This is a genomic window from Streptomyces sp. NPDC107559 (assembly GCF_055657365.1).
Map to the genome: position 1 here is coordinate 1 of NZ_JBVKBD010000037.1, position 14,155 is coordinate 14,155.

A 14,155-nucleotide genomic window follows, 5' to 3' on the forward strand; every position below is an offset into this window, starting at 1 on the left:
CATATGAGGAGCGAAATCCGGGCGACCTCCAAGCCGCAGCAGCGAAGATCAACAACTACAACGAGTAGCCACTCCACACAACTTGGGCCAGACCCTTCTTTGGGCTCCAGTGCACCAGCGTTTCGTGGCTCCATGACGTACGAAGTTGATCTGGCTCCACCGGTATGACAAGGCAGTTCAGGCCAGGGGCAGGAGGGCCTGGGCATCGCCTCGTGCGGCGTGATCGAATAGGGGATGACTTCGTTCTGGACTGGTAAACGGGTCCGCCTGCGCGGTATCGAGCCCGAGGACTGGACGGCGTTCGTGGGCTTCGCCGCCGATGAGGAGCGGTCAGGCGACCTGCTGCATCCGCCTCGGTCTGCTGAGGGGTTCCGCGCCTGGGCGAAGGAACAGGCCGTCGCGAAGTCCGATGGTGACTGCTTCACGTTGGCCGTCGAAGCCGTGGACACGGGGCAGATCGTCGGGGCTGTCGGCTCCCACTACGCAGATCCGCGGGCGGGGCGATTCGAGTACGGCATCACGATGGGTGCTGGGCACCGGCGCAAGGGCTACGCGGCAGAAGCCGTGGTGATGCTGCTGCGATTCATGTTCGCCGAGCGGCGATACCACAAGTGCGAGGCACGGATCTTCGCGCACAACGAGGCATCGCTGGCACTGCATCGCCGTCTCGGCTTCGCCGAGGAAGGGCGCCTGCGCGATCACGTGTTCTTTGCCAGCCGACACCATGATCTCGTCGTCATGGGCATACTCGCCGACGAGTTTGCGGACCTGCACTCAATGAGCGAACTTGAGTGAACACTGAGCCTCCCGGAGCAGAGTGAGGCTGCGGCAGCCTACCGACGACCTGCCCCCTTTGGAGTGAATGCGCTGCTCCGTCCGCCCGGCGACGGCAGGGATTGTGCGTCGATCACGGTCATGTCGGAGGCCGTGTTGCTTGATCACGGTCGTGTCGGGAGGCCGGGATGGGTTTGTCGCGGACGGAGCTGTTTGCTGCGATCCGGAGGGACAAGCATCTTGATCCGGAGCTGTCGCAGCGGGTTCTGGCGGAGAAGTACGGTGCATCGCCGGACGGTGAGGCAGGCTCTCTTGTCTGCTGTTCCGCCGCCGCGGAAGAAGCCGGCACCGCGGGTCACTGTCCTGGACCCCGCCAAGCCGTGGATCGACGCGATGCTGCGGGAAGACGCGAGTGCGCCGCGCAAGCAGAAGCACACGGCCCGCCGGATCCATCAGCGTCTTGCCCGGGACTACGACTTCGACCTGGCGTCGTACTCCACGGTCTGTGACTACGTGCTGGCCAGGCGCCCTCAGATCGAGGCCGAGGTACTGGAGGGCCGTCCGCACCTGACAGGCATGGTCCCGCAGGTCCACCTGCCCTGGGTGAGGAAGCCGAGGTCGACTTCGCCGACGTCTGGGTCCGCCTGGCGGGCCAGGTCGTCAAGTGTCACCTGTTCACGCTGCGACTGTCGTACTCCGGCAGGGCCGTCCACCGCGTCTAAAGCCTCGCAGGCCCAGGAGTCCTACATGGAAGGGCACGTCGAGGCGTTCAACGTCCGCCGGCGCCACCTATGCCCAACCGCTGGGGAACATGCTCAGCGGCGCCCAGGTGGAGGGCGACAGCCCTGGCGCCGCATACTCGGCAGCGTCGAGGTACCTGAAGCCGTGCACGGCGACCGACTCGATGCCGGACGTCGCGCCCGGCGAGACGACGGTCGCGCCGTGGGAGCGCGTGGTGTCGGCGCCGTGCGGGTCGTAAGAACCACACCTTCGAACCGCTGAACCAGATCGCCGTCCAGGCACACTGCCGGTCCGCGACCACGTACTGCCGGCCGGTCTGCGCCGTGCTCCCCCGGTCGGAGATCCGCCCTGTGCCCGGCACCGCTGTGGATCGTCTGGTCCCCAAAGAGCGGCACGGTCATGCTGGGCAACGTGCGCAGGTAGACGGAGTTCGACGGTTGTTCCGTCGGCCGACCGTTCATTCCTCAAACCGTGACACCGACACGGCAGAACGCTGTCACGGCCGGGGGGGGCCGGAGCCGGGCCGAAGGGCGGCCGCCGGGCGGAGCCGTCAGCCCCGGCGCAGGACCACGTCGAAGACGGTACGGAAGAACGCGTCCACGGCCGCCGCCGACTTGTCGGCCCGTGCCGCGATCAACGTCCCCTCCCAAGCACTGAGAATGAACAGCGCAGTGGCCTCCGTGTCGAGATCGCCGCTCAGATCACCCGCTGCCTGGGCCTCGTCGAGCACCTGCCGGATCCGTGCCCCCCACTGGTCGAACCCCTGCCTGACCGCGGCCCGGATCTGCTCGTTGTGGTCGGCGACCTCGGCGCCGAAGTTGCCCGCCAGGCATCCACGGACGAACCCGTTCTCCACCGTGTCCCTGCTGAGGAACTCGAAGTGCGCCCGTAGCCTTTCCAGCGGCGGACGGCCCGCCGTCGTGAGCATCTCGAAACGCAAGGAAGCCGCGTACCGGCTCAGCGCGTCCAGGGCGCTCTCCTCCTTGCTGGAGAAGTGGTTGTAGAACGAGCCCTTGGGGACACCCGCGGCTTTCACGATGTCGCTGATGCCCGTCGCGTTGAAGCCTTGCGCGTGGAACTGCTCGAAGGCCGCCTGCGCGATCTCCTCCCGCTTGGACGCCCGTCCCATCACTCCTACCTTCTGTCGAACATGTCCCGGCCCCTCACGATGCGCCCATCACGCCCGCGCGGCTCTGAACGCCGTACGACGTCGTCATGTACGGGTCGAGGAAGCCCAGGTCGCTCGACGGCAAGACGACCGACCATATTATAGCCGGGGCGCATCCGGCACTGCTGACAGCAGTCGCCGGAGGCCGTCCGAGCGCGGCCCTGAACGTGACCGATCCGGAGCCGCCGACCGCGGGACATCGGGTCGTGGGCCGCGCCCGGCGTCCTCATCAGCCGCCATGCCGGCGCTTTCACCTCGGCGTTCCCGCCCACCGTCCAGCGCATGCCGGTCGCCCGGCTGCACCACTTCGCCCGCCGGCTGGAACTGCACAACGCCGTCGCCGCCGTCCCCGCGGCAGGCCGAGGCACACCGGCTCCCTTCTGCGCTTGGGCGTCGACCCCTGCGAAGCCCGCCTCCCCCTTGCAAGCTGACCGCCGAGCCCGCCGCAGCCCCAGCCGAGCATCCGACCTGGACCGAGGGTCCATCGGGGCATGGGTTAGTCTTTTAAGACGACCGGTCATTTTGAAGTCCGCGACGCGTCCGGCCGCGCCGGAGCCATCGCCTTCGGCACCAAGCCCCCTGCCCGCCCTGGGCAGCAGCACACTCAGGAGCAGTCATGTCCACCTACCGAGCCTTCGAGGCCACCGGCGTCCACAACCTGCAGCTGGTCGAGCGCGAGCTGACCGAGCCCGCACCGGGCCAGGTGCGCCTGCGCGTGGAGGCCTGCGGTGTCTGCCACACCGATGTCCTGGCCGTGGAGGGGCTGCGCAGCGACCCCTCGCGCCCCGTCGTTCCGGGCCATGAGGTCGTCGGCGTCGTCGACGCCGTCGGGGCGGGCGTCACCGCCTGGCAGCCCGGTGACCGTGTCGGCGTCGGCTTCCTGAACGGCCAGTGCGGGGAGTGCGAGCCGTGCCGGCGCGGTGACTTCGTGAACTGCGGCAACCAGGAGCAGACGGGAACCACGATCGACGGCGGATATGCGGAGGTCGTCTACGCCCGGGCGAGCGGCCTGGTGCGGGTTCCCGAGGGCATCTCGGCGATCGACGCCGCTCCGCTGCTCTGCGCCGGTCTCACCAGCTTCATCGCCCTCCAGCAGGGGTCGACCAGGGCCGGCGCCCTCGTCGCCGTGCAGGGCATCGGCGGCCTCGGGCATCTCGCCCTGCAGTATGCGCGCAGCCTCGGCTACCGGGTCGCCGCCGTGGCGCGGGGCAAGGAGAAGGAGGGCTACGCGCGACAGCTGGGCGCCCACGAGTACATCGACAGCAGCAGCACCGATCCGGGAGCCGCGCTCACCGCTCTGGGCGGCGCCTCCGTCATCGTCGCCACGGCCTCCAGCGGCGCCTCGATGAATCCGCTGATCCGCGGCCTCGCCCCGAACGGCAGGCTCGTCGTGGTCGGTGCAGCGCCCGACCCGCTGAGCATCGCCACTCCCGACCTGATCTTCGGCACGCGTTCCCTCGTCGGCAGCCTGACCGGCTCATCCATCGAGAACGAGGACAACCTCGCGTTCAGCCTCGCCCACGGAATTCGCCCCAGCGTCGAGGTCATGCCCTTCACCCGGGCCCCGGAGGCTTATGAGCGCATGCTGTCGGGCGATGCCCGCTTCCGGGTCGTGCTCGACACGGCGGCCTGAGACATCGGCGGTGCTGGGCGTCACGACCTCGCCCGGCACCGCCCCGCGGCGGGTGCAGCACGTCTCCCACTCACACCGGCCGGCACGGGTTTCCCGCAAGGCATTCGTCCGAACACTCCGGCGCCCGCTCGGCCCCCGAAGGGAGCGCGTGCGCGGTGCTCGGCCTGAATCATCGGCGCGGATGTCCGCAGAGGGCCGGATCCCGGGTCGCGGGATTCGCCGGTCCGGCTCGCGGAGCCTGCCCGCACTCGACGGCGGCGACAGCGCCCCCGTGCGCGCGAGGACGGATTCCCCGGATCAGGCGGCTGCGTCCATGCCAGCCGCGGTACGCAGCTTGCGCAGCGCGTTGTTGTGACCCGGGCCTGCGCCCGAGGCGGACAGCCCGGGGCCGACGCGGTGCCGAGCGCCGCGGCAGTGGCCCGGCCCGGCCGCTGCAAGGTCGCGCAGACGCGGAGGGCTGCTCAGCACGCACGGACGCCGTCATGACCGAGCCGGCGCACCAGGAACGCCCTGGTGCGTCGGCTTCGGCGTGTCCGCCTCGTGACCGTCCACGCACACAGAGCCGATGCGACCCAGCTCACCTCCTCCGACCCAGCATCCATTAGACAGATCTGTCTAATATGGGGATGTCCGCTTCGCCCTATTCGGAAAGTGATCCATGAGTCGCGCATCCAGCACGCCCCTCTCTCCGGTCGTCCCGATCAAGCGGTCCCCCGCGCACGCAGCTCCGCGTCGACGAGCCCTCAGTCTGGGACCCGGGGCCTCCATCGGCCTGTTGGCCTCGATCCTCATATCGCTGCTGGCGTCCTCCAGCGCGCCGACTCCCCTCTACGCGATCTACCAGCAGCACTGGGGCTTCTCCCCCATCACCGTCACCGTCGTCTTCGGCGTGTACGCGGTGGCCGTGCTGGTCGCGCTGCTGGTCTTCGGGAGGATCTCCGACCAGGTGGGCCGACGGCCGGTGCTTCTGACCGCACTCATCGCACAGGCCGCCGCGATGGCCGTCTTCATCACCGCCGATGATGTGGACGCACTGCTTACCGGTCGCGTCCTGCAGGGGCTGAGCACCGGCGCGGCGGTCGGTGCCCTCGGCGCCGGAATGCTCGACATCGACGCCCGCAAGGGCGGCTTCCTGAACTCCTTCGCGCCCACGCTGGGCACCGCGAGCGGCGCCTTGGCCTCCGGACTGATCGTGCAGTACCTGCCGGCCCCCACCCACCTCGTCTACGTCGTACTGCTCGGTGTCTTCGCCGTGCAGGCGCTGGCCGTGCTCGCCCTCAACGAGACGGTGAGCCGCAAGCCCGGTGCGCTGGCCAGCATGATCCCCGAGTTCAAGCTGCCCAGGTCGGCCCGCGCGTCGGTGGCAATCGCCGCCCCCGTGATGTTCGCGGTGTGGGCGCTGACCGGTCTGTACGGGGCGCTGGGCCCGGCCATCGCCCGGGGCTTGGTGCACTCCACCTCCGTGGTGTGGGGAGGCCTGCCGCTGTTCGTCCTCGCCGGCTCCGCGGGCCTGGCCGTCGTGACGCTGCGCAGCGCCGGCACGCGGACCATGATGCTGACCAGCGTCGGCACACTGGTCGTCGGCGTGGTGATCACCTTGGTGTCCATCGGCTCGGGCACCGGCGGCACACCGTCCGTGATCGGTTTCTTCGTGGGAGGCGCGATATCCGGCTTCGGCTTCGGCAGCGGGTTCCAGGGCGGCATCAGGCTGGTCGTACCGCAGGTGAAGCCGCACGAGCGAGCCGGGATCCTTTCCCTTCTGTACGTCGTGTGCTACGTGGGGCTGGGTGTGCCTGCCGTGATCGCCGGCGTCCTGGTGGTGCACGGTGGCGGCCTGATCCAGACGTCCAGGGAGTACGGCATTGCCGTCATCGTGCTGGCCCTCGCGGCCATGACCGGACTCCTGCGCAGCGGCCGCCACGCGGAACGGGTGTCCGTGATCCGGTCGGAGCACCCTCTGCGCGAGGCAGCGCCCGTGGCGCAGGTCTAAGAGGTATGACGCAGTTCCCCGGCGTAGAATGAACAGGTCTGTCTGAAGAGGTGATGGCCATGGCGACCAAGACTGCGGCCAAGATGTCCGCACGCGAGCGGCTGCTCGAAGCTGCCAACGAGCTCTTCTACGGCGAAGGCGTACAGACCGTCGGCATCGACCGCGTCATCGAACACGCCGGGGTGGCCAAGGCGTCCCTGTACAACACCTTCGGCAGCAAGGAAGGCCTGGTCTGCGCCTACCTAGAACTCCGCTACGTACGGATGCGGGACCGGATCACCCGGACACTGACCCGCTTCCGTACCCCGCGCGAGCAGCTGCTCGGCGTCTTCGACGCGCTGGGTGAGGCGTTCACCGATCCCGAGTACAACGGCTGTGCGTTCGTGCGGGCCACCGCCGAGACGGCCGAGGACAGCGCGATCCGGCAGGTCGCCGACAATTACCGAGCCTGGGTGCGGGGCCTGTTCACCGAACTGGCCGCCGCGTCCGGATACGCCGCCCCCGAGGTGCTGGCCCGACAGCTCCACCTGCTGTACGACGGCGCGAGCCAGTCCGCGCGGATGGACCGTGACCCCTCCGCCGCCACGACCGCCCGCGCCGCGGCGGCCGCCCTGCTCGACGTCGCGCCGCTCACGGCGTCCGCCGCCACTTCGTAGGAGCTCCGGCCGCGGAGCACCGGACCGCCGCGACGGCCGATGCAGTCACCCGGTCCCTGCGCCGCATCCGTCCGGTTGGGGAACAGGAGGCGTGGCCGAGGTGGTGCTGTCGGCCCCGGGCACGTCAGTCGCCGTCCGCTGGCTGCCGATCACGGCCAGCGCCGTACGTGAGCTGCCTCCGTACTTGCGCATCGCCGATTTCGACTGCGCCCCGACCGTGCTCGGAGACCTCAGCAGCTCAGCAGCGATCTGCCGGTTCGTCAGTCCCCGGAGCACCAGTTGCAGCACCTCCCGCTCACGGGGCGAGGTCTTGGAGCGTTTGCCATTGCGGGAGTTGCCGCCGTACTTGCCGACCGGGTCGTGCTTGTCATAGCCGAGATGCTCCGTGATCTCGCCTTCAAGGGCGGACTCCAGCAGTCGCTTGGTCAGGTGCTGCAACAGCCCGCCCTCACCAGGCAGCTGCAGCCCTTCCGCCTGGGCTCGGTGCACCAGCTCGTCGTTCAACTGGTCGTCCACGGCCCTCGCCGACACAGCCTTCGAAGGCTCGACGGGTCCGTACTCGGACACGTTCTCACTGGTCATCGATGTACCTTCCGTGATCGGGAGTTACACCGAACGTCTGGCTCTTCCAAGAATTTCGTAGGCGTTGATCGTCTGGGTGTTCCTCGGCGCTGGTGCGCTGCGTTCGTGCAGGCTGGGCGTGTGTGACGTCGAACTGGCCGTGCTGTTACCGCAGTTGGCTGAGGTGCAGGTCGGGCGGGTGTGTGCGAGGGCGGACCTGATCCGGATCACGGCCCGGACCAGGGACGGGGTCCGGTGTGCTTGTCCGGGGTGCGGCGAGTCTTCTTCGTGGGTGCACTCGCGGTACGTGCGGCACATCGCGGACGAGGCCGTCGGCGGCAGACCGGTCGTGATCGACCTGTGTGGGCGGCGCCTGTACTGCGAGAACTCGGATTGTTCGAAGGTGACCTTCGTCGAGCAGGTGGCGGGGCTGACCGAGCGGTATCAGCGGCGAACTCCCGCACTGCGCCGGGTGATCGAGGCGATCGCCAGAGTGCTGGCCGCCTCGGTCGGCGCCCGCCTTCTGACGGTCTTGCATCAGGTGGTGAGCCGGGCGAGTGTGCTGAACTGCTTGATGCGCATTGCGCCGCCGAAACGCGAAGCCCCGCGAGTGGTCGGGATCGACGAGTTCGCGCTGCTGCGCGGCCACCGCTACGCCACGATCATCATCGACGCACAGACGGGTCAGCGCATCGAGGTGCTGCCGGACCGGAAGGTCGCAACGGTCTCCGCCTGGCTGTGCGAGCATCCAGGCGCACGGGTGGTCTGCTGCGACGGCGCGGGAGGTTTCGCCCAGGCTGCCCTCGATGCCAACCCGAAGATCGTGCAGGTCATGGACCGCTGGCACCTCTGGCGCGGGCTCGTCGAGGCCGTGGTCAAGGAGGTCACGGCCCGTAGCTCGTGCTGGGGCAGGTTCGGACCTCCGCTGCTCGAGGGCAAACGCGCTCAGGACACCCGCGAGCGGTGGCAGCAGGTCCATTGCCTGCTCGACCAGGGCGTCGGCCCGCTTGAGTGCTCCCGCCGGCTCGGCCTGGCCCTGAACACCGTCACACGCTACGCCCGCCACACCGAGCCCGACGGACTGGTGCGCACGCCGACCTACCGGCCCGGACTGGCCGCCCCCTACCGGCACTATCTGCGCGAGCACCGCGAGAAGGACCCGTCCGTCCCGGTCACGCATCTGCCGGCCGAGATCCGCGACCGCGGCTATGCGGGCAGTGCGAACTTGCTGGTCCGCTACATCAACTCGGGCCGTGTCGAAGCCGACCATGCCGCGCTTTCCCCACGCCGGGTGATCGGCCTGCTCACCCGCCATCCTGACCGACTCGACGAGAACCAGCACCGACTCCGCGACCAACTGGCCTCAGCCTGCTCGGAGATGACCACCCTGGCGGCGCAGATCCGATCCTTAGCCCAGCTGCTGATCCCGACCGACGGCAACGCCGCCGACCTGACCCGCTGGATCACCCGAACCCGCGCCGCGGATCTGGCCTTCCTGCACGCCTTTACCACCGGCCTGGAACGCGACCGCGCCGCCATCGACGCGGCCGTGACCCTGCCCTGGCGCAACGGCCGCACCGACGGCGTCAACGCAAAGATCGAACTCATCAAACGCCAGCTCTACGGCCGAGCCGGACACCGTCTCCTCCGCCAACCCATCCTGCTCAACTGACACCCCTGTCACAGCGATCAACGCCTACGAATTTCTTGGAAGAGCCAGAACGCTTACACGCCCACCTGGTTCAGCCCTGGCCCTGGAGGGTGGCGAGCCAGTCGGTCAGCAGGCGGTTGACCTCGTCGGGGCGCTCCTGCTGGATCCAGTGGCCGCAGCCGTCCAAGAGGCGGGAGGCCGACAGGCCGGGAAGGGTGGTGGGGTAGGCGTCGATGGCGTCGGACATCCAGGTGGTGGAGGCGTCCAGGGCGCCGCCGATGAACAGGGACGGCTGCTTGATCGGGGCTCCGCGGTACGGGGCGAGGTCTTCCCAGTCCCGGTCCATGTTGCGGTAGCGGTTGAGTGCACCGGTGATTCCTGTGCGCTCGAACTCCCCGGCGTAGACGTCGAGCTCGTCCTCGCTCAGCCAGGCCGGGAGGACCCCTGTGGGGAAGCGGTCGCGCAGCCGGCCGCCGCCGCGGGTGACGAAGTGCGGGTCGGGCTCGCCCTGGGCGGGCATGGTGTCGGCGGACAGGGCCGCGTAGAAGCCCGCGAGCCAGCCCCGGACGTCGGGCTCGATCTCTGCCTCGGCGCGGCCGGGCTCCTGGAAGTAGGAGACGTAGAACTCCTGCTCGGGGCGGCCGATCTGGCCGAAGATGTCGGTGGGGCGGGGGCCGCCGGGCGGCGTGTAGGGGACGCTCAGCAGGCCGACGGCGCGGAAGACCTCGGGGTGGAGCAGGGCGCAGGCGGCAGCGATGCTGGAGCCCCAGTCGTGGCCGACGACCACCGCGTTCTCCTCGCCGAGGGCGCGCACGACGGCGACGTTGTCCTCCACCAGGTCCAGCATCCGGTAGGCGTCGGTCGCCTCCGGCTTGGAGGAGCGGCCGTAGCCGCGCACGTCGATCGCCACTGCCCGGTGGCCGGCTGCGGCGAGGGCCGGGAGCTGGCGGCGCCAGGAGTACCAGGACTCGGGGAAGCCGTGCACGAGCAGGACCAGCGGGCCGGTGCCCTGCTCGACCAGGTGCAGGCGCCCGGCCGGGGCCTCGACGGTGCGGTGGCGGAGCTCGGCGGTCGGCTCGGGCTGCATGGGCTTCTCCTCGGATCGCGGGCGGACGCGGCTACCCATCGATCATGCGGCGCGGCACCCGCTCGACGCGATCAGCCTTGCCATTCTGGCAAACTCGCAGGACAGAGCGGTGGAGCGGCACGGCAAGAAGGAGCGAGAACGGTGGCAGTCGACGACGTGAACGGCACGCTGGCCTCGATGGGGCCCCGGCTGCGGGCCGCGCGCGAGCACCACGGCGCGACGCTCACCGGTGTCAGCTGCGCGACCGGCATCTCGGCCAGCACGCTGTCCCGGATCGAGACCGGCCGGCGCCAGCCCACCCTGGAGGTGCTGCTGCACCTGTCGAAGGAGTACGGCGTCTCCCTGGACGAGCTGGCCGGCACCGCACCCGCCCCCGCGGCCGAGCCGCGCGCTACGGCGCCGTTGAGCTTCGGCGACGGCAAGGCGGTGCTGCCGTTGACCCGGTACGTCGGCGGCCTGCACGCCCACAAGCACGTCCTGGCCTCCCTCGAGGACCCGCCCGCGCGGCCCCGACAGGTCTCCCACGACGGCCACGAGTGGCTGTGCGTCCTGTACGGGCGGCTGTGGCTCGCCCTCGGCGACCAAGACCTCATCCTGACTCCCGGGGATGTCGCCGAGTTCGACACCCGCACCCCGCACGGGGTGGCGAACGCCAGCCCCAGTGGGCCGGTCGAGTACCTGATCATGTTCGGACCGCAGGGCGAACGCCCACGACCGCGCACCCCTCCAGCCGCTGGTCGTGGGAACCGCCGGCCGCATCGCGCCCAGGCCGGCCGCCATGAACAGCCGTAGGATCCGCAACCCGCTTTCGACACGACAGCGAAAACACGACCTGCACACAGGCTCGCGGCCAAGAGCCGCCCAGATTCCTGGAACTCGCGCACTACCGACCGGGCGGCGCACAAGATCCGCCGCGCCGAGCAGGGCCACGAACACACTGCTGCCCAGCACCTCGCGCCCGTAGCTCCACGGCTGCGGCCCGGCTGCGACCCCGCCCCGTGGCTGCGCGAGGCCCTGGCCGCGGTCGGCGCCCGCAACATCCGGCACCGCGCTGCGACGTTCGCCCGCGTAGAGGAAGCTGCCCCCGCACGGGGCATTGCCTGGCTTGGTTCACGTGAAGTGGTTCTGGCACGACTTCCGGATGCTGTTGGTGATCTTCACTCGGTGGGGTGAAGATCACCAACAGCATCCGGGAAGCGAGCCAGAACCCGTGAAGCAGCAGCGTTTGATCAGCGGTTCGGGCAGAAGTTGGCGATCTTGAGTGCTGCAGGTGCTCACGAGAAATGACGTCACGGATGTGTGGTGTTACTTGAGTACGGCAGAAGGCGACCGCGCTCTTGATCATCGGTCGTTAGACTCCCGGGGTTCGGATGCTATCGGCGGACCGGAAGGCCAAGCCATGGACGATGACCACTGGGCCGGGTGGCCGGAACGGTGGGTCGGCACGGATTGCGACATGCGAACGGTCGTGGGCGCGATCCCGCGGGAAGTCAAGGACGGGTTCAGGTACGACGAGATCCCTTGGCAGCGGTTCCCGCACTTCTACGGACCGGGCGGAGAGATTCCCGTCCGCCTGGCGACGCTTGCCTCCGAAGACGTCGAAGCGGCCGACCGGGCTCTCCGGCAGCTGTGGGATCACCTTCACCACCAGGGCAGCACGATCGCGGTGGGAGCACTGGCGGTGCCGTTCCTGCTCCGGATCGCGGCCACCGGGTCCTCCGGGCATCGCGCGGACACGCTCCAACTGGTCGCCGAGATCGCACGGTGCCAGCACTTCGGGGATGGCAGACGCGAAGGCCTTCTCCAAGTCGCCGAGGATCCAGAGCTGGTGGAGGGCACCACGAGGTGCCCGGTGGACTGGACGATTCAGGCCGCTCGCGACGCCATCACGGCCGACCTGCACCTGCTGTTCCCGCTTCTCTCCGACCCCGATGCCGATGTCCGCTCCGCAGCCGCCTTCGTTCTGGCGGTGGCAACCGGCGAGATCCCACACATCTCCTCGGCGCTGCACCACAGGCTGGCGGTGGAGGACGATCCGGCAGTGCGGGCGAGCTTGATCCTGGCGATCGCTCAGCTCGCCCGCGAACACCAGGACAAACACGCTCCGGCATGGGCCCGGGACCTGTGCTCGGACGCCGCCCAACCGCCCGAGACCCGCGTCGGCGCCGCCCTCGCCTGGCTGTGCCTGGTCACCGACCCCGTCCCCGACGAGCTCCGCACCCTCCTCACCGACCCCGACACCGACCAACTCGGCGAGCTGTTCCAACAGGTGCCATGGCTCCCCCCGGTCGACCACAGCAGCGGACTGCGCCGCTGTATCCACGAAATGCTCACTCCGGATGTTCCCTGGAACAGCGCTTGATGGTCCTCCGCCAGGAGGGCGGAGCACCATCACGTCGGAGCCTTCAGTGGACAGCCGGCCTCGGCTGGCGATTCGCCTCGAGCGCGGGTGCCGGCCAGCCGGCAGGAGTCGGTGCCGGTTTGCGGATTCTCAACGGGGCTACGGCCGAGAGCCGTGATGGTCGAAGCCAGTGCCCGGTCCACTGGCCACCGCGCCGCCCAAGAAATGGCCGGCAGAGAGGCACTCCCATGGAGTCTTGGGGTGAAAAATGCTGCCGCTGACACCCCAGTGCCTCCCAGACCTCGCTGCAGCTGCGCCAGCCAGCCAGCCAGCCGTGACGAGGATCTGATGCTGCCTCTGCTGCGCGAGGCGAACAAGCGGTCTGGAGTGGCAGCATGAACGACATGTTCGAGGCCCTTGAAACGCTGACCGACCGCGATCCGGACCATCGGGATGTCGCCGCCGACGTTCTCGGGGACCTCCTTCGCGGCACCGCACTCGACGCTGACTCCGTTCGTCTGGCCGTCGGACGTCTGGTCAGCGTGGCCGTCAACGAACCGGTGACCCAGGTACGCGAGTCCGCCCTGAACTCGATCAGCGAGGTATTCGACCACTACAGCCTGCCTCTGGCCCTCGTCACACCGCTGACGACAGCCATGCCGACGATGGAACGCGAACTCCTCGTCCACACGCTCTACATCTTCGGGGCCACCCACGACCCGCAGGCCCGGCCGCTAATCGAGTCCTTCCTCCATCACCCCGACTCAGAGGTGCGCGAGGAGGCTCGGCTCGCAGCAGCCGAGATCACCGCCGTCGAGTCGAAGGGCCTCACCCACAACTCTTGACTATTCCTCTCGGCAGGCGCCCCGTTGTGACGGCGCCTGCCCGGCACGCTCGACACGGCGACCGGCCACCCGGCACTTCCCGCAGCGCCCGCGCCGGGATACAGACGACAAGAGCGCAGCCAGCCCCAGAACCGCTCCTCGCGAGCGCCGCACCCCGCACCTCCCGCGCCGTGCTTGCCGGACATGACGCCGGACTGATGTAGCAGCAGGGTCCGCGCAAGGGATCACGTACCGCCATGCACACACCGTGCACGCCCCCAGACCACGCGGCAGCTGCAGCCCCGCCCAGCCGTCCTCCCGCCGACAGCAGGTGGCCGCCGGCCCGCAGCAGCTCGTCCCGGCCGCAGTACCCGCAGGCCTGCTGGCTGGCCGGACTCTACTACCGCTCCCCTTCCGGGGTGCTGACCTGGCACTACTACCTCATCGACACCTGCGCCGACCCCCAAGAAGCCCTGCGTCAGGCACGGATGAAGGCCGACCACCCCACAGAACGCAGCAGCCGTCACCGCCAGCATCTCGACCACACCTGGACCGAGGTCCGCGCCATCAAAATCGGCCGGGTCGAAATCGACGAACGGACAGCCGGCCGGTAGGGGACTACGCGAAGAGCACCCGAGTGGCGTCTGCGGTAGCGGGCAGCCGCCACCGGCTCGGTCGCCGTCCGGGCCTGTTTGCCGGGTCTGTCGATGCCTCGGCAGGCTCCATGAC

The 14,155-nt window shown here is 69.2% G+C and carries 12 protein-coding genes; 9 read left to right on the forward strand and 3 right to left on the reverse strand.

Annotated elements, in window-relative coordinates:
* Positions 1-234 precede the first annotated feature (234 nt).
* Complete coding sequence (locus tag ACZ7OY_RS43695) at positions 235-795, forward strand: GNAT family N-acetyltransferase (RefSeq protein ID WP_472251059.1); 561 nt, start codon at positions 235-237, stop codon at positions 793-795.
* A gap of 1,270 nt (positions 796-2,065) precedes the next feature.
* On the opposite strand, the gene ACZ7OY_RS43700 is transcribed toward ACZ7OY_RS43695, so the two are convergent.
* Positions 2,066-2,644: a TetR/AcrR family transcriptional regulator gene (locus ACZ7OY_RS43700; protein WP_472251060.1), complete on the reverse strand. Its 579-nt coding sequence runs from the start codon at positions 2,642-2,644 to the stop codon at positions 2,066-2,068.
* 655 nt (positions 2,645-3,299) lie between these two features.
* Here ACZ7OY_RS43700 and ACZ7OY_RS43705 point away from each other — a divergent pair.
* From ACZ7OY_RS43705 to ACZ7OY_RS43715, 3 genes are all read left to right on the forward strand, one after another.
* Positions 3,300-4,316 carry an alcohol dehydrogenase catalytic domain-containing protein gene (locus ACZ7OY_RS43705; protein ID WP_472251061.1) on the forward strand — a complete coding sequence of 339 codons (1,017 nt, stop codon included), beginning with the start codon at positions 3,300-3,302 and terminating at the stop codon, positions 4,314-4,316.
* A 775-nt stretch (positions 4,317-5,091) separates the two neighbouring features.
* Positions 5,092-6,306: an MFS transporter gene (locus ACZ7OY_RS43710; protein ID WP_472251062.1), complete on the forward strand. Its 1,215-nt coding sequence runs from the start codon at positions 5,092-5,094 to the stop codon at positions 6,304-6,306.
* A gap of 59 nt (positions 6,307-6,365) precedes the next feature.
* The gene (locus ACZ7OY_RS43715) at positions 6,366-6,962 is read left to right on the forward strand and encodes a TetR/AcrR family transcriptional regulator (RefSeq protein WP_472251063.1); all 597 of its coding nucleotides are present in this window, start codon (positions 6,366-6,368) and stop codon (positions 6,960-6,962) included.
* Positions 6,963-7,007: 45 nt separating this feature from the next.
* On the opposite strand, the gene ACZ7OY_RS43720 is transcribed toward ACZ7OY_RS43715, so the two are convergent.
* A complete protein-coding gene (locus tag ACZ7OY_RS43720; RefSeq protein WP_472251064.1) occupies positions 7,008-7,544 on the reverse strand; it encodes a LuxR C-terminal-related transcriptional regulator in 537 nt (178 codons plus the stop codon).
* Between the two features lie 178 nt (positions 7,545-7,722).
* On the opposite strand from ACZ7OY_RS43720, the gene ACZ7OY_RS43725 reads away from it, so the two are divergent.
* Positions 7,723-9,195: an ISL3 family transposase gene (locus ACZ7OY_RS43725; protein WP_472251083.1), complete on the forward strand. Its 1,473-nt coding sequence runs from the start codon at positions 7,723-7,725 to the stop codon at positions 9,193-9,195.
* A gap of 70 nt (positions 9,196-9,265) precedes the next feature.
* On the opposite strand, the gene ACZ7OY_RS43730 is transcribed toward ACZ7OY_RS43725, so the two are convergent.
* Positions 9,266-10,261: an alpha/beta fold hydrolase gene (locus ACZ7OY_RS43730; protein ID WP_472251065.1), complete on the reverse strand. Its 996-nt coding sequence runs from the start codon at positions 10,259-10,261 to the stop codon at positions 9,266-9,268.
* Between the two features lie 141 nt (positions 10,262-10,402).
* On the opposite strand from ACZ7OY_RS43730, the gene ACZ7OY_RS43735 reads away from it, so the two are divergent.
* The 4 genes from ACZ7OY_RS43735 (at position 10,403) to ACZ7OY_RS43750 (ending at position 14,040) form a co-directional block, all read left to right on the forward strand.
* Positions 10,403-11,053, forward strand: coding sequence for a helix-turn-helix domain-containing protein (locus tag ACZ7OY_RS43735; RefSeq protein ID WP_472251066.1), 651 nt, complete (start codon positions 10,403-10,405; stop codon positions 11,051-11,053).
* 469 nt (positions 11,054-11,522) lie between these two features.
* Positions 11,523-12,623 carry a HEAT repeat domain-containing protein gene (locus ACZ7OY_RS43740; RefSeq protein WP_472251067.1) on the forward strand — a complete coding sequence of 367 codons (1,101 nt, stop codon included), beginning with the start codon at positions 11,523-11,525 and terminating at the stop codon, positions 12,621-12,623.
* Positions 12,624-12,997: 374 nt separating this feature from the next.
* A complete protein-coding gene (locus ACZ7OY_RS43745) occupies positions 12,998-13,447 on the forward strand; it encodes a HEAT repeat domain-containing protein (protein WP_472251068.1) in 450 nt (149 codons plus the stop codon).
* 236 nt (positions 13,448-13,683) lie between these two features.
* On the forward strand, positions 13,684-14,040 hold the full coding sequence (locus ACZ7OY_RS43750; protein WP_472251069.1) for a hypothetical protein: 357 nt from the start codon (positions 13,684-13,686) through the stop codon (positions 14,038-14,040).
* Positions 14,041-14,155: the final 115 nt, after the last annotated feature.